Consider the following 17,051-nt stretch of genomic DNA (forward strand, 5'->3'; position numbering starts at 1 on the left):
AAAATTAGTTACTTTTATCGAAAATTTAAACACCTATGGATTATTATGCAATAGCATCAATTTTAATCGTTTTATCAGCACTTTTTGGGTACATCAACGTTAAATTTTTAAAGCTACCAATAACTATTGGGTTGATGCTTATTACAATCATATTTACTGTAATTGTAGTTGCTATAGGCCAATTTGATGATACGCTTTTATTACGAGAGAAAGAACTTATTTCTCAAATCGATTTTAAAACGGTGTTATTAGATATTATGTTAAGTTTCCTCTTGTTTGCAGGAGCGCTCCACACCAATTTTAATCAGCTTAAAATACAGCGATGGCCAGTTTTGGTCTTTGCCACATTAGGTGTTTTAGTTTCTACGTTTTTAGTTGGAATTTTAACATATTACTTACTACTTCTTTTAGGCTTAGACGTAGCATTTATATATTGTTTACTATTTGGGGCTTTAATTTCTCCAACAGACCCTATAGCTGTTCTTGGGATACTTAAAAAAGCAGGCGCTCCAAAAAAATTGGAGACTAAAATTGTTGGCGAATCACTTTTTAATGATGGTGTAGGTGTTGTTGTGTTCTTAACTATTTTTGCGATTGCTGCAAAACCTAATGCAGCCATTGAAATAGGAGAAATAGCAAAGTTGTTTGGCCAAGAGGTTATTGGTGGTATTGCCTTAGGGCTTATTTTAGGATACATTACATATAAACTATTGAAGTCTATTGATGATTATGAAGTAGAAGTTATTATTACTATTGCGACAGTAATGGGAGGAAGTTTGTTGGCTCATCAATGGCATTTGTCTGCTCCTTTAGCAATGGTGACAGCGGGTTTAATTGTTGGGAATGACACAGTACGACAATCGGCTATGTCTGAGATCACAGAAACCTATGTAGACAAATTTTGGGAGTTGGTTGATGTCCTTTTGAATACCATTCTCTTTGTTATGATAGGAATGGAGATGCTTATTCTTACTTTTAAATTTGACTACGTATTGGCAGGTTTAATCGCAGTGCCATTGGTGTTATTGAGTAGATATGTTTCGCTATGGTTACCTATTAAATTCTTCGATAAAAAGTTACAATTTGTAAAACATACTAACCTCATTATGACTTGGGGTGGATTACGAGGAGGAATATCTATTGCATTAGCCTTAAGTTTGACTCAAGATATGCATCGCGATTTATTTTTAGTAGTAACCTATATTATAGTTGTATTCTCTATAATAGGTCAAGGTTTAACAGTAGAACCCGTTATTAAACGCCTTTCAAAAGGTTCAGATTAATTGAGCTTTAAATACGAATCAATAGTTTCAAACGGGATAGTAAATTCTATAATACCTTGAGCGTAAGAAGCAATTTCATAGGGATTATATAATATAATAAGTCCTTCGTCACTATACCCTAAAGACTCAGGTAATTCAAAATCTTTTCCAAAGAATAAATCTTCAAAATCAGGATTGTCTTCTGTTTTCATTTCCTCGGCTAATCGACGTTTAACTTCTTTTGAAAACGCGCTTAGATTTGAAATAAGATCCTTTTTTGTTAATAAGCGCCCAGTTTGAGGGTCGAAATTAAAAAACCTCACGTTGGTATTACCATGAGCGCCTCCAGTATCTAAATAAGAGTTAATTGCAATAGTTATAATTTCTGGCGATTGGTATGTGACTTCACCACCAATCAATGCTTCCCATTGTTGAGCCGAATCTGGAAAGTCGTTTTTGAAGTTTTTGAATTCGTAATTAAACTTTGCTACGGCATCGTCAATTGAAAGTTTGGTTTGAGCGTCTTCTGAAAAATTAATTTGATTTACAATGTAATCTTCAATAGGTGAGTTGATATTATCTATGAGGTTTTTAGAACCTTCTGCTTTTGGATAAACAATAGATATTTCAGCAACTTCAGAAGTTTCGATATGTTGTTCAGTAAAATTGAGTTTGGCTTCTTTTGTACAAGAACAAACTAAGGTTAAAATATATAGGAAAAGGGCTGTTTTTTTCAAAATTTATGTGTTTCTGTTAAACATTCAATAAAGGTATTATATAGATTTGAATACAACGAATTAAACATTAAATTTGTTGCATACTACAACAGATTGAAATGATTTTAGTTGAGATACGACTGAGTCCTTTCAAAAACAGAAATAATGCAAATGAAATTCAATACGAAAACAATACATGGAGGCCAAGAGCATGATCCAGCTTATGGAAGTGTTATGCCACCAATTTATCAAACATCAACTTATGCTCAATCTACCCCTGGAGGACATAAAGGGTACGAATATTCTAGAACGCATAATCCAACTAGAAATGCCCTAGAAAATGCATTTGCCAGTATAGAAAATGGAAATCATGGTTTAGCATTTGGTTCTGGATTGGCAGCCATTGATGCCGTTTTAAAACTATTAAAACCAGGTGATGAAGTGATATCTACTAATGATCTTTATGGAGGAACATATCGTTTGTTCACTAAGATTTTTGAGGGCTTAGGTATTAAATTTCACTTTATTGGAATGGAGAATGCCGAACGTATTGGAGATTATGTAAATGAAAACACAAAATTGATTTGGGTAGAAACACCAACAAACCCAATGATGAATATTATAGACATCAAAGCAACGGCAGCAATCGCTAAAAAGAATGATATTCTGCTGGCTGTAGATAATACCTTTGCAACGCCATATTTACAACGACCTTTAGATTTAGGAGCAGACATTGTTATGCACTCTGCTACAAAATATCTGGGAGGTCATAGTGATTTGGTAATGGGAGCTTTAATTGTAAAAGACAAAGATCTTGCTGAACGTTTATATTTTATTCAAAATGCAAGTGGAGCTGTTTGTGGGCCTCAAGATAGTTTCCTAGCGTTAAGAGGTATTAAAACGCTTCATATTAGAATGCAACGCCATTGTGAGAATGGTAAAGCAGTAGCAGAATACCTTGCCAATCATCCAAAAATTGAAAAAGTTTATTGGCCTGGTTTTGAAAGCCATCCAAACCATGAGATTGCAAAAGAACAAATGGACGATTTTGGAGGCATGGTCTCTTTTACAACGAAAGGAAACAACTATGAAGAGGCTATTAAAATTGTTGAAAATCTTAAAATTTTCACGCTTGCCGAATCCCTTGGCGGTGTTGAATCTTTAGCAGGTCATCCAGCTAGTATGACGCATGCAAGTATTCCTAAGGAAGAACGAGAGAAAACAGGTGTTGTTGATTCTTTAATTAGATTAAGTGTTGGTATTGAAGATGAAGAAGACTTAATTGCCGATTTGGAGCAGGCCATTGGATAATAATAAATAGCATATACATCATAAAAAAGACCAAGTAAAACTTGGTCTTTTTTATGATGTATTGTGTTTGTTTTTCTAGTTCAAATAATAAATGTATCCAAAGTTTAACCACACAAGCCAATCGTTAGCTTTATTAGATTTCAAATTGTGGTCTAAACCGTCAACTTTATTGTTAAAATAATACTGCCATCTTAAATCTATCATCAAATCGGAAAGTACGGTTAATTTATAACGAGTACCAACGCTTCCAACCATTGACCAAGTTGTATCATTACCATTAAATAAAAATGGATCTTCGTTGGTATCTGGGTTCGCAGCATTTACCCATGGTTGATAAAAATTATTCATGTTTTCAATATTACCATCACCATAAGATGTTTTAACTTCTGGGTTATAAGATGTGAAGTGTACACCTAAACTTATAAACGGAGCAAACGAGTAACTAAAGGCTTGAAACGATCTAATACTTTTTGGAAAAAATTCTAACTGAGTACCAACATCAAAGTTTTGCGCTACACCAGAATGTCGACGTAGTCGCTCTGCATTAGGACCAGTTCTAGAGGCATCAACCCATTTACCAAAATGATTTAAATTGGTTTTATTCCAAGAGATTTCATTACGTAACTTAAAATGGTCATTAAAAAAGGTATCTGTAGAATAACAGTTACAATCTGCTCGGTAAGCGAAATTAATATAATGAACAATACCAACACCAATTCCTGTATTTCCAGCATTAGTTTCAAAATCTCGTCTAACACCAAAGTCAGACTGAAAAGCTACTGGACCAGCGATGACACCTATTTCGTGAGAAAAACCAAGCTGAGAATAACATTCGTTGATACCAAGTATAAATACGAATAGATATGTTAATTGTTTAAAATTAAGCGTCATAGGTTTCATTTTATTGAGGGCTTATTCGTTAACAAATATATAAAAACTAGATAAACTACCAAAAAATTAGACGAAATGTAAAAATATCCGAACAATAGCATCATATTAAATTAACATAGAAATAATCTGACATTGAGAATATGAAAAAAAAATGGCGAACATTTTAAAGATAATGTATCTTTGTGCTATTAAAATTAACATACATTATTAATACTTTAATAAATGAAAGATAAAATAGAAGCTTTTTTGAATCTTGTAAAAGAAAAAAACAGTCATGAAACTGAGTTTTTACAGGCTGTGCATGAAGTTGCGGAAACAGTAATTCCTTTTATCGAGGAAAATCCTAAATACCAAGGTAAAATGTTGCTTGAGCGCATGGTTGAGCCTGAACGTACTATTATTTTTAGAGTACCATGGATTGACGATGAAGGCAATACTCAAGTTAATCGAGGGTTTAGAGTAGAATTTAACTCTGCTATCGGGCCATATAAAGGTGGTTTGCGTTTTCACCCATCTGTTAATCTAAGTATTCTTAAGTTTTTAGGATTTGAGCAAGTATTTAAAAATGCCTTAACAACACTACCTATGGGTGGAGGTAAAGGAGGATCTGATTTCAATCCTAAAGGAAAAAGTGATAATGAGGTTATGCGTTTTTGTCAATCATTTATGTCGGAGTTATATAGACATATTGGTCCAAACACGGATGTTCCTGCTGGAGATATAGGAGTTGGAGGACGCGAAATAGGATATATGTTTGGTCAATATAAAAGATTACAAAATGAGTTTACTGGCGTACTTACAGGAAAAGGAATTACATATGGAGGTTCGTTAATTAGACCAGAGGCTACAGGATATGGCTGTGTTTATTTTGCTAAAAATATGCTAGCAACTAACGGTGATTCGTTTGAAGGCAAAACCGTTGTTATTTCAGGTTCTGGTAATGTTGCACAGTATGCATGTGAAAAAGCTACACAGTTAGGTGCAAAAGTTGTGACTTTATCTGATTCATCTGGATACATTCATGATGCCGATGGTATTGATGCTAATAAATTAGCATTCGTGATGGATCTTAAGAATGTTAAGCGTGGAAGAATTAGTGAATATGTGAATGAGTATCCTTCAGCAACATTCCATCAAGGAGAAAGACCATGGTCAGTTAATTGTGATATTGCCTTACCTTGTGCAACTCAAAATGAACTTAATGGAGACGAAGCTGCAGCATTAATAAATAATAAGGTTATAGCGGTTGCCGAAGGGGCTAATATGCCAACAACACCTGAGGCGATAGAAGCGTTTCAAAATGCAAAAGTATTGTTTTCTCCAGGAAAAGCGTCTAATGCAGGAGGTGTTGCTACATCTGGTTTAGAGATGAGTCAGAACTCATTACGATTAAACTGGACTAGAGAAGAGGTTGATGAAAAATTAAATAGAATCATGGACGATATCCATGAATCTTGTGTAAAGTATGGCACTGGCGCAGATGGTTATGTAGACTATGTGAAAGGAGCCAATGTCGCTGGATTTGTTAAGGTTGCCGAAGCAATGTTAGCTCAAGGAGTTGTTTAACTTCTCATAATGAATAAAGAAAAAAGCTTTCAGATAACTACTGAGAGCTTTTTTTATTTACCATGGTTATATGATATTTGAGAAAATGTCGTTAGATATAAATATATTTGATAAAAATAATTGATATGTTTAAAAGAATAGTATTTATCCTTTTAGCCTTAATCTCATTTAAAAGTTTTTCGCAGGACTTTTCTTTACTTTGGGAAGGGTATTTTTCTTTTTTTAATGTGAAAGATGTTACTCAAGGTAATGATAAAATTTTTGCGGCTTCAGAGAACGCTATTTTTAGTTATGATGTATTTACAAATGAAATAGAAACCATCACAACTATTGATGGCTTATCTGGTGAAACCATATCGACAATACAATATAGTGATGATTTCGATTTATTAATTGTTGGATATGAGAATGGTTTAATGGAAATCATTTTTGAGGGGGATTCAGATATACTGTCTGTTGTAGATATTCTTGAAAAGGAATCTATTTCTCCAACATTAAAAGGAATAAATCATTTTAATGAACATGATGGCCTTTTATATATTGCTACAGATTATGGGATTTCTGTATATGACTTAAATGAGCTGCAGTTTGGCGATAGTTATTTTATTGGAGATGGAGGTAGTCAAATTAGTGTAAATCAAACAACAGTTTTTAATAATTCGATATATGTCGCATGCGGTTCTAATAGTGGTATTAGGAAAGCATCTTTAGATAATCCAAACTTAATAGATTTCCAACAGTGGACTACAATCGCTTTTGGTGAGTATATTGCAATTCAGGCCGTAGGGAGTAAATTTTATACGGTTCAATCTAATAACATTATTCATGACATTGTAAACGACAATTTAAATCCGGTATTCACATTTTCGGATACCCCAGAAGATGTAAGATCTATAAACGATAACTTGGTGGTTACGCTAACAGAGACTGTTTTCGTATATGATGAAAATTTTGTTCAAATTGAAAGTGCTTCTACAAATGAAAACTTTGATACAGATTTTACATCAGCCACAGTTCTTGAAGGTGATATTTATATAGGTACAAATGGTTCTGGTGTTTTGAAGACCATCGAAAATACACCGGGTGAATACGAGACTATTCTTCCACAAGGTCCTTTAAGAAATGATGCCTTTAAGTTACAAGCCGAAAATGGTCAGTTATGGGTTACATATGGAGACTATAATACATCCTTTAACCCAAGTCCTTTTAGAACTAGGGGTGTTAGTGTTTTTAGAAATGAAGAATGGAATAATATTCCCTTTGATAGTTTGTTTGGTGCTAGAAATTTATGTGACATTGCCATAAACCCCTTTAACCCATCTCAAGTTTTTATAAGCTCATTTCAAAATGGTATTGTTGAAATTAACAATGAAGAACCAACTGTGCTTTTAAATGAAAATAATAGTGGATTGGAGTCGCTAATATTTCCACCAGTCCCAACTTTTGTAAGTATTCGTCAAGCGGGATCTGTATTTGATAGAAATGGGATCATGTGGACGGTAACGGCCAAGGTAGACCGTGCTCTAAAATCGTATGACCCAGCTACCAATCAATGGCAGGGTTATAGTTTTTCAGAGCTTATACCAGACGCTTTAAATGGTGACCAAGGATTTTCTGACGTCGTTGTTGGAAGCGGTGGTATGAAATGGATTGCGGCTTATTTAAATGGTGTAATAGGATATAATACCGATACACAACAAATAAATCATGCCTTTAGCGAAGAACAAAATATGCCATCTGCACAAGTTAGAGCCCTAGCACTTGATAGCCGAAATCAACTTTGGATTGGAACAAGTAAAGGTTTGAGAGTGTTGTTTAATACATCTAATTTTATTGATGATCCTGATCCAAGAGTTAATGAAATTGTTATTTTGGAAAATGGCATACCAACAGAATTACTGTCAAATCAGTTCATCACAGATATTAAAGTTGATGGTTCAGATAATAAATGGGTTGGTACTTTAGATTCGGGTATTTTTTATTTTTCACCAGATGGACAAGAAACTATATTTCAGTTTACAACAGATAATTCACCCTTGCCATCCAATACAATTACAGACATATCTATTGATCCCGAATCTGGGAAAGTGTATATAGCAACCATTAAAGGGTTGGTGTCGTTTTCTTCTGGGGGAACAAAACCTAAAGAAGACTTAGAAGAAGCTTTTGTCTATCCAAACCCTGTGAGACCAGAATATAATATTTTAGGTTTTGATAATTTAAATGACATTAATAAAGGCATTAAAATTTCAGGGTTAACCGAAAATGTCAATGTCAAAATTACAGATATCGAAGGTAATCTCGTTGCCGAAGCCCAATCTAGAGTGAATCAAAGGTCCTCTAACTACAATTTTGCCATTGATGGTGGTACTGGCATATGGAATGGCAAGAACTTAAGAGGAAATGTTGTTGCATCAGGGGTTTATTTACTCTTAATCTCTGATTTAGATTCATTTGAAACCAAAGTTTTAAAGCTCTTAATTGTTAGATAACAAATACTATAATGCTTATTAAAACGAAAGTTATTGTCCTCTCTAAACTCAAATACAGAGACAATGACCTTATTGTAAAATGCTTCACTTTACATAGAGGTGTTGTGAGTTACTTAATAAGGGGCGTTTTAAATTCAAAAAAAGGACATTCTAAAGTTGCTTACTTTCAGTTGCTGTCTCAATTGCAAATTGAAGAAAATTTCAGAGAAAACCAGTCTTTACAATCTATCAAAGACCTACGTTTAGATTATAGCTTCACCAGTTTGCATACACATGTACTCAAAAGCTCAATTGTGATGTTTCTTTCTGAGGTTTTAGCATCTGTATTAAGGGAAGAAGAAGAAAACAAACAATTGTACCATTATTTAGAAACAACATTTCGTTGGTTGGACGCCAAAGATGAATTTTCGAATTTTCATTTATTATTTTTGCTAAATCTAACAAGGCACCTTGGATTTTATCCTAATAATACAGATGTTAATCATATGTATTTCAATTTAAATAATGGTTTATTTGAACCTAGAAAAGAGGGTATCTATAGTGTTTCTGGCGAAAATTTAACAATCCTTAAACAGCTATTAGGCATAAATTTTGATGAATTAGATAATATAAAATTAAATTCGAAGCAAAGACAATCGTTTCTGGCTATGCTATTGCTTTATTTTGAATTACATTTGGGCAGTTTTAGAAAACCGAAATCCTTAGAAATTTTCAATCAGGTATTTAATTAAAATTTATGAAGTATATACTTTCAGTTTTATTAATCTTTTCATTTTTATTCTGCGAGGCTCAAACAATAACAGTTTTAGAAGAGGGCACAACAGAGCCTATATCTGGAGTTGCCATTTTTAACTTTAAAAAAGATAAGTCTGTTATTACTAATATTGATGGTAAAGCGTCTTTAGAGTTGTTTAATGAAAACGAAACAATTTACCTTCAAAATATACTATATAAAAAGAAGGCCATAAAAATAACACAGTTGGGTGTTGATTTTACCGTATATCTTACACCTAGAATTGAAGATTTGAATGAAGTTGTTGTTTCGGCATCGAAATTTGAACAAAGTAAACGAGATATTCCTCAAACTATTGTCAATATCAGTTCAAAAAATATTCAGTTTGAAAACCCACAAACTAGTGCAGATCTTCTTGAGAGTACTGGTAATGTATATATTCAAAAAAGTCAATTAGGAGGCGGTAGCCCTCTGATAAGAGGTTTTTCTACGAACCGCTTATTAATTACTGTAGATGGGGTTAGAATGAACAATGCAACTTTTAGAGGAGGGAATCTTCAAAACGTAATTTCTATAGATCCTTTTACCATTCAGAATACCGAAATTACACTAGGAGCAGGTTCTGTCGTTTATGGAAGTGATGCCATTGGAGGTGTGATGAGTTTTTATACACAAAAACCGCAACTGTCTTATAAAGATTCTTTGTATTTCAATGCTAATGCCGCTTTGAGATATGCTACAGCGAACAAAGAAAAAACAGGACATTTAGATCTAAATTTTGGACTTAAAAAATGGGCTTTTTTAAGTAGTATAAGCTATACCGATTTTGATGATTTAAGAATGGGGAAACATGGTCCTGATGATTATTTGAGGACGGAATATGTTGAGACGGTTAATGGTGAAGATGTGGTTGTTCAAAATGAAAACCCACGAATCCAAACACCAACAGGATATGATCAAATTAATTTTTTGCAGAAAGTAAGATATGAACCAAAAGAAAATTTGAATTTTGATTTAGGACTCTATTATTCAACGACATCGTCTTATTCTAGATATGATAGGCTTCTTAGATATCTTGACGGTAATTTGCGCTCGGCCGAATGGAATTATGGCCCTCAACGCTGGTTTATGGGTAATTTTCAAGTGACGAAATTAAGTAGTAGTTCTAATCTGTATGATAAAATTCAGGCAACGGCAGCTTATCAGAACTTTCAGGAAAGTAGACACGATAGAGATTTTCAATCTGATATCAGAAATATAAGAGAAGAAATGGTAGATGCCTATTCTCTTAATGTTGACTTGGAAAAAGGACTAAGTACAAAGTCAAAACTTTTTTATGGTTTAGAGTATGTATATAACAAGGTAAATTCTGATGGACTAGAAACCAATATTGCCGCTAATACAAATACACAAGCTGTATCGAGATATCCAGATGGATCAAATTGGCAATCCATCGCAGCATATGCCAGTTTTAAATATAAGCCTAACTCAAAGTTTGTATTCCAATCAGGTTTGCGTTATAATCATATTGTTGCTAAAGCAGATTTCACGGAGAACAATCAATTCTTAAACCTTCCATTTAATAGTACTAGGCTAAACTCTGGAGCGGTTACAGGAACTGCTGGGATAAGTTGGATGCCTTCTAAAATGATGCAGTGGAAGTTTAATGCATCGACAGCTTTTAGAGCTCCAAATATTGATGATATTGGTAAAGTATTTGATTCTGAACCGGGTTCAGTTGTGGTGCCTAATCCTAATCTTAGACCAGAATATGCTTATGGTGGGGAACTCGGATTTAGGCTCAATGTGGACGATGTTTTTATTGTAGATATGGCTACGTATTATACTTTTTTAGATAATGCTTTAGTGCGACGCGATTTTACCTTAAATGGCGAGTCTCAAATTTTATATGATGGCGAATTAAGTAATGTTCAAGCTATTCAAAATGCATCTAAAGCATGGATTTATGGTTTTGAAGCTGGCGTACGAATTAATTTTTCTAAACGTTTAAAGTTAACATCTCAATATAATATTATTGGTGGAACTGAAGATGAGAACGGTATTGAAGTACCAGTAAGGCACATTGCTCCGAATTTTGGAAACACCCATTTTGTTTGGCAGAATGAGAAGTTTGAAATAGACGCGTTTGCCGAGTATAATAACGAGTTATCATTTAGTCAATTTGCGCCATCAGAACGCTCTAAAACCTTTATTTATGCCTTGGACGAAAATGGCAATCCATATGCACCAGCCTGGTATACATTTAATTTAAGAACCCAATATAAAATTTCTAATGCAACAACTATTATTGCTTCTTTAGAGAATATTACAGACCAACGTTACAGAACGTATTCCTCAGGAATAGCGGCTCCTGGAAGAAATCTAATTTTAGCCTTCAGATATAGTTTGTAAGCATGTAAAACAAAAAAGGTTTTAGTATAAACCAAAACCTTTATCTTATAGTAAGCCAATAAATTTATTTCCTTTTTATGGCTTTTTTTGTAATTACTTGTCCGTTAGAAAGTGTCACTCTAGCAACGTATGCAGATTGACTTAATCGCGATAAGTTATAAACTTCAACATTGTTATTTCCGTTTAATTCATACACTAGTCTTCCTAGCGTGTCTATAATATCAACGTGCTTAATAATTAGGTTGTTTCCAACTGAAAATTTCACATCGCCATCACCTTGTTCTACAATAATTAAGTCATTAGGGTCAATATCGTTTTCGCTTACAGATAACGCTTCAGCTTGAAATACAATTTCAAAACGTGCATTAAATTCACCAACCTCTGAAGTAAATACATAGTCATTCGAACTTAAATCATGAACAACATTTAGTAAGTTATCTTTTAGATAAACTGTATTATCATTCATAAAGTCACCTTCTAATTCGGCAATTGATAACGTATAAAGAGTTGCTTCGTCAATAATAGTAGAGAAACCTAATGGAATAATTTCCTCAAGTGTTAATGTACTAGGTGCTTTACCTTGAATTGCAAATTTCCTATCGCTTGTTTCATTGATAAGTGAATATAAAACAGCATTGGCATTAATTGATAACGTTTTATGAGCATCATAGTACATGCCGTCATAATCGTTAGTTGCTCCATCTACATAACCTACTAAAATCTGATTGAAAACACCATTATCCGATGTTAAATTTAATCGTATTTTGTTGTATACAGAAGAACTTGCGGTTCTAAAGAATTGCGCGTTATTACCCGTAACCCTCATGCTGTTATTAAATACAATGTCTGTTGTTCTAATGGTTCCACCTGCAGAAGTAGAAGTTGCGGCATCATCCATCGATACAAAGAATCCTTGACCAGATGGAATAAAGCGATCAGGAACAACCATATCCCCACCAGCCGTTTGACCAGTACCATTTATAATAGCATAATCACTTTGAGAATAGTTGAGCACTTCGTTACCATTAGTATTTCCATCGGCAGGAGTATTATGCGACCAGAAGAAAATGGCGCCACTAGTTGCGCCAACAGTTTGGTCAATACTTCCATTGGCAGCTAAAAATAAATCAGCATTGATAGCAGAAGGATAGGGGTTGCCTATAAAATTCCAGTTATTATCGTTAGTTTCTGCATCATTTCTATAAATAGGAACAGTAATGACCCCGTTATTAAATGGTCCATTGAAAGTATAAATATATTGCGCTGGACCAACAAAGCCAATTCCACTATGAGTTGACGCATAACCTACACCAGGTTGCATTACAATAGTTGGTCCTGAGGCATCCGTCCAATCATTTGCATCGTCGTCAATGTCATCTTGACCAGCAACTGCGGTATTATCGTTATTCGTTTCTTGTGTAGAGTCTCTAAAGTTTTGCCCGTTATACCAAAAACGTCTTGTTGGAGAGGCTTCGGACAGGCCGTCATTTACAAGTTCACCAAAAACAGGAGAGCTCCAATACGTGTACTCTTGATAAGTGGCCAAAAATGCAGTTTCTTTTTCTACAGTAATTTTACTTCTTGTAGTTGTAACAGCGCCATCAACAACGGCTGCATCATTTACTTGAACAAATGCTCCATCAGTTTTTACTACCAATTCACCATCAACAGTAAGATCATTTTGAACTCTTACATAAGTATTATTTTCAATACTTAAAGTATGTCCTGTATTCACAATTAATCGGCAAGCTTCAAAACTTGTTTGACCGTTGGTTCCAATACTTGTATCATAATTAGCGTTTATAATAGCTGCCGTGTTTATATTTGGAAGACCATTACTCCATTCTAGAGTCCCAGCGTTATTGTACCAAATAGTACTATTTACACTAAATTGAACTGCTTCAGTTGCCTGAAAACAGGTCGTGGAATTTTCTCTAACTTCACAATAATATTGGTATCCATCTAAAGCATATCCATTATTAATAGTAAGAGTAGGTGAGTTGCTAGCAAAAGTATAGACAGGGCTATTAGGAATTGGTAACCAAGTAGAGGTTCCAGGCGCATTATAATACCAGAAATAAATCAAATTTAATCCATTTGGGACGCCTTCGGAAGCAGTAAAAGTGAAAACCCCAGAGATAGAATTACAATTAGCCATTATAGACGATGGCTGCGTGTCTACCGAAGGAGGAGGGTTGGTCAAAGAAGGTGCAACACCTACTACTCTGCATTCTGAAGCGGTTAAAGTATCTGTATTCCAAAATGATGCATTGTAAGGATCTGAAGGATCTAACGTTCCAGCATTACGTTTCATATAATAGCCAGTGTAATTTGGGGTTAAAACTTCATCAATTACAGAGTTGTCAAGAAGTCTTAATTGGACTCCATCGTTAGCGTTAAATCCGGTAAAAAAGATTTCATTATATGGGGTAGTATAAAAAGCATCAGAACATGCACTTGTCCCTATTTTTAATCTAAAAACCTCTCCTGGAGCCAAATTACCAGATGGTAAATACCAATTTTCAACATAAGGGAAATTGATTAAGTCGGAATAATTAGTAGTTCTAGAAATTTTATAATTGTTAAGGTCTTGAATAGAGTTCGTGCCATTATAAATAGTAACCATTCCACCATTACCTGGATTCTCGTCATATATCTCATATAAAATTAGATCTGACGCAGGAGTAGAGCCTTCACAGTCTCCAAATACAGAATCTATGATTGTAAAATAGTCAGTACTTGTACACCCACTATCTGTTAATAAAATTTCCCCACTTACAGATGAAGTAGGAATTGTAACTTCTAAAGTGTTAGCATCAATAAATGTAACAGGTAATGAGTTACCCCCAAAGTCAATTGTTGTAGAGCCATCAAAATTATTTCCAGTTCCGCTAACCGTTACAATAGTACCAGCTGGTCCAGATTCAGGAAATAAAGATATGCTTGTAGTAGAGCATGTTGCATCTCCTTGAACTCGAAATGTATATGTGGCTTCAGACGTGTCAGGATCATTACTTAGTATAATTACTTCATCAGTTTTGGTGCCTACGGGATTAATAGGAGCAAACTCAACTTCAAATGAAACTGGTGAATCTGAAGGAGAAAGCGTGAATGGAAGCGTTGGAAGCCCAACTAAATTAAAATTAGTATCTGTACTTAAACTGATACTTGTTACATTTAAATCTGCTGTGCCTTCATTTCTAATATAATAAGTTTTTGGAAGTGAGGTACTATTAACCGGAGTTTGAGCAAAAATAGTATTGAAGCCATTATCAGCTGGAGATCCATCTGGTATCGTAGCAAAGGTGTTTCTTTCTACATCTATATCCGGAATAGGAGTTGTGCCAACACCCTGTAAATTAATGTTACAAGCTGCTTCATTAGCATCATTATTAGTAACTCTTAAAAAAGAAGTTCTGTTACCAGTAGCTGTTGGAGAAAATCGTACAGTCACAGTTTGTGTATTACCAGAAGTGATTATCAATGGAACTGTTATTATAGGAGAAACAATAGAAAAATCTCCAGGATTGGTTCCTCCAATAGGTAAAGAGGTTATAACCAAATCTAATGTACCTTCATTTACTATATCAAAAGTTAAGTCGGTATCAAATCCTATAGCCTGAGATCCGAAATCTATTGTAAAGCCCCCACATGCTTGATCTACTCCAGAACTGTCTTTGATTTGAATTTCAGGAGCAGAACATGGCGATATTAACGTATTTAATTTAGGAGAACCACCATCCATAACTTCTTGCCAGTTGACTCCTGTATTTGAGTTGTCTATAGTACCGTTTACGACATGAAGTGAGGCACCATTGCCATCTGCACCGTCTGCATCATCATAATTTACGCTATCAGCGATCGAAACACCATCTGAAGCAACAAGTTCAATATCTACACCAGCTGCGGAAGGACTGTTTGGTAGTATATTAGTTCCAGAAGGTGATCCGTAATCTGGTGTAAAAGTACATTCTGGAGAAGATGAACCATCATCCCCAATTAATACAGTAATACAAGAATTTGCAGGTATAGATGTACTTGCAGGGAATGTATATCTTACAATTCCATTAACGTCAACCGTATAGTTACTGATATCCTCTGCAGTACCATTAAGGTTACAAATTTCTATCCATTCATAATCATTGCCAGGTGTTGGCGTGTTGTACATAATTTCAGTAATAACGACATCAGCTAAAGGTGGATTATTAATAATTAATATTCCAGAATTGTTAACTGTAGCGTCCCAGAAATTTCCAAAATTATCAGATTGTATTCCACCATAACTATAATCACTACCATTCAATTGAAAACGACTCGCATAGTAATATGTTCCAGCGGGTAAAGATGAACCAATTTCAGCAACATATTGATCGTTATTTGCAAAGTCAGAATCATACGTAGCCGGAACCCATGTCCATCCTGCGCCTACGCTTGGGTTGTTATCGGTAGTATTATAACCAATCCACGCTAAGAGGTTAGCCCCTTGACCAGCAGAATCGGTTACACCAGGTTCGTATGCCTGAGCATATACATTGTGGTTGTCACCTACTGTAATGGTCGCTGTTTTTGGGAAATCAACATTGCAGAAGTTAACTTGATCAGGTTCAACAACTAATTCTACAGAGTCGTTACTCCAAATACCTCCAGTGCCACCATAGACATAGCCACAGCTATTAAGTTCAAATCGACTGGCATAATAGTATGTTCCAGGAACAGTAATTGCGGCACCTAAATCGGCTTGATATTCATCGTTATTACCTCCAATGTTGTTGTAGGTTGCAGGTACCCAAGTCCATCCTGCAGAACTTGGATTATTGTTAGTAGAGCTATATCCAATCCAAGCATTTATGCCAGCACCTTGGTTAAACGGTGTATCTGTAACTCCTGGCTCGTAAACTTGAGCATATACGTCAAAAGTATTTCCAACGGTTATGGTTTGCATCGTGTTAGGCGACTGAATGTTTGCAAAATCAACAGCATCTGTACATGATGAATTTACAGACCCATTAACGACAATATCATCTCCCGTACCTTCAAAACCACCTGATCCTCCTGTAGATTCAGCCCAACCGTATATTCTGTAAGTCACTGCCACAGCGTTGTTGGTTTGATTAACTGTAAAAGTAAAAGATTGAGATGAAGTGTTATCGGTAATTGCTTTTTCAGTATCAATATTAGCAGCATAGCCATCAAGAGAACTTCTTAAAGCGATACCTCTGGTTCCTGTACCTGAACGCTGAAAAATTACATCTATCGTTGTAACATCGAATGTATAAGATGCGTTAGGCGTTATCGTAAATTCCATATAATCATTACCCGAAATAGCATTAGCTATATTGGTAACGGCCCATGAGGTTGCATTGAATCTATTTCCATTATTAGATGCGGTTAAACCAGCTCCTCTTGTAATAGTTGAATTACTAAGGTTTGCATTATTGAAATTTGAATTAGCTGAAGCTTCGTTGCCGGCAAGACCATTAAAATCAAAAGTTAGGATTTGACTATAACTTGATATAACAAAGCATAAGCATGCTATTAAGATTAGGGAGTAATTCTTTTTCATAGGGATGAATTAATTTAAATACATTTTGCTCAAAAAGCAAACGTGCGAATTTACACAAAAATACTTACAAATGAGCGCTTTAAGGTACGGTATTTATTAACAAAA

General features: G+C 34.7%; 9 protein-coding genes. 6 read left to right on the top strand and 3 right to left on the bottom strand.

Annotation, left to right across the window (positions count from 1 at the left end; translation table 11 throughout):
* Positions 1 to 35 precede the first annotated feature (35 nt).
* Positions 36 to 1,283, top strand: coding sequence for a sodium:proton antiporter (locus Q0893_RS04200; protein ID WP_299272724.1), 1,248 nt, complete (start codon positions 36 to 38; stop codon positions 1,281 to 1,283).
* Here Q0893_RS04200 and Q0893_RS04205 read toward each other — a convergent pair.
* Complete coding sequence (locus Q0893_RS04205; RefSeq protein ID WP_298900836.1) at positions 1,280 to 1,999, bottom strand: DUF3298 and DUF4163 domain-containing protein; 720 nt, start codon at positions 1,997 to 1,999, stop codon at positions 1,280 to 1,282. The two genes, Q0893_RS04200 and Q0893_RS04205, sit on opposite strands and share 4 nt — an antisense overlap.
* Positions 2,000 to 2,143: 144 nt before the next feature.
* On the opposite strand from Q0893_RS04205, the gene Q0893_RS04210 reads away from it, so the two are divergent.
* Entirely contained in the window at positions 2,144 to 3,289 is a 1,146-nt protein-coding gene (locus Q0893_RS04210) for a cystathionine gamma-synthase (protein WP_298900835.1), read from the top strand.
* Positions 3,290 to 3,364: 75 nt separating this feature from the next.
* Here the strand turns inward: Q0893_RS04210 and Q0893_RS04215 are convergent, their stop codons facing one another.
* Positions 3,365 to 4,180 (bottom strand): glutamate dehydrogenase, encoded by an 816-nt coding sequence (locus Q0893_RS04215; RefSeq protein ID WP_298900834.1) that lies wholly within the window; start codon positions 4,178 to 4,180, stop codon positions 3,365 to 3,367.
* Positions 4,181 to 4,402: 222 nt separating this feature from the next.
* On the opposite strand from Q0893_RS04215, the gene gdhA reads away from it, so the two are divergent.
* The 4 genes from gdhA to Q0893_RS04235 all read left to right on the top strand — a co-directional run bounded on the left by gdhA (position 4,403) and on the right by Q0893_RS04235 (position 11,383).
* Positions 4,403 to 5,746, top strand: coding sequence for an NADP-specific glutamate dehydrogenase (gene gdhA, locus Q0893_RS04220; RefSeq protein ID WP_298900832.1), 1,344 nt, complete (start codon positions 4,403 to 4,405; stop codon positions 5,744 to 5,746).
* 125 nt (positions 5,747 to 5,871) lie between these two features.
* Positions 5,872 to 8,238: a two-component regulator propeller domain-containing protein gene (locus Q0893_RS04225; protein WP_299272728.1), complete on the top strand. Its 2,367-nt coding sequence runs from the start codon at positions 5,872 to 5,874 to the stop codon at positions 8,236 to 8,238.
* Between the two features lie 11 nt (positions 8,239 to 8,249).
* A complete protein-coding gene (gene recO / locus Q0893_RS04230; RefSeq protein WP_298900830.1) occupies positions 8,250 to 8,969 on the top strand; it encodes a DNA repair protein RecO in 720 nt (239 codons plus the stop codon).
* Positions 8,970 to 8,974: 5 nt separating this feature from the next.
* Complete coding sequence (locus Q0893_RS04235; RefSeq protein WP_299272731.1) at positions 8,975 to 11,383, top strand: TonB-dependent receptor; 2,409 nt, start codon at positions 8,975 to 8,977, stop codon at positions 11,381 to 11,383.
* A 64-nt stretch (positions 11,384 to 11,447) separates the two neighbouring features.
* Here the strand turns inward: Q0893_RS04235 and Q0893_RS04240 are convergent, their stop codons facing one another.
* The gene (locus Q0893_RS04240) at positions 11,448 to 16,946 is read right to left on the bottom strand and encodes a choice-of-anchor D domain-containing protein (RefSeq protein ID WP_299272733.1); all 5,499 of its coding nucleotides are present in this window, start codon (positions 16,944 to 16,946) and stop codon (positions 11,448 to 11,450) included.
* Positions 16,947 to 17,051 lie beyond the last annotated feature (105 nt).

The organism is uncultured Psychroserpens sp. (genome assembly GCF_947494225.1).
In the GTDB taxonomy this organism is placed as follows: domain Bacteria; phylum Bacteroidota; class Bacteroidia; order Flavobacteriales; family Flavobacteriaceae; genus Psychroserpens.

Excerpts from the sequence above, each read along its gene's own strand:
- Q0893_RS04235 (WP_299272731.1), top strand. The coding sequence starts at position 8,975 with ATGAAGTATATACTTTCAGTTTTATTAATCTTTTCATTTTTATTCTGC.
- Q0893_RS04215 (WP_298900834.1), bottom strand. The coding sequence starts at position 4,180 with ATGACGCTTAATTTTAAACAATTAACATATCTATTCGTATTTATACTT.
- Q0893_RS04225 (WP_299272728.1), top strand. The coding sequence starts at position 5,872 with ATGTTTAAAAGAATAGTATTTATCCTTTTAGCCTTAATCTCATTTAAA.
- Q0893_RS04240 (WP_299272733.1), bottom strand. The coding sequence starts at position 16,946 with ATGAAAAAGAATTACTCCCTAATCTTAATAGCATGCTTATGCTTTGTT.
- recO (WP_298900830.1), top strand. The coding sequence starts at position 8,250 with ATGCTTATTAAAACGAAAGTTATTGTCCTCTCTAAACTCAAATACAGA.
- Q0893_RS04210 (WP_298900835.1), top strand. The coding sequence starts at position 2,144 with ATGCAAATGAAATTCAATACGAAAACAATACATGGAGGCCAAGAGCAT.
- Q0893_RS04200 (WP_299272724.1), top strand. The coding sequence starts at position 36 with ATGGATTATTATGCAATAGCATCAATTTTAATCGTTTTATCAGCACTT.
- gdhA (WP_298900832.1), top strand. The coding sequence starts at position 4,403 with ATGAAAGATAAAATAGAAGCTTTTTTGAATCTTGTAAAAGAAAAAAAC.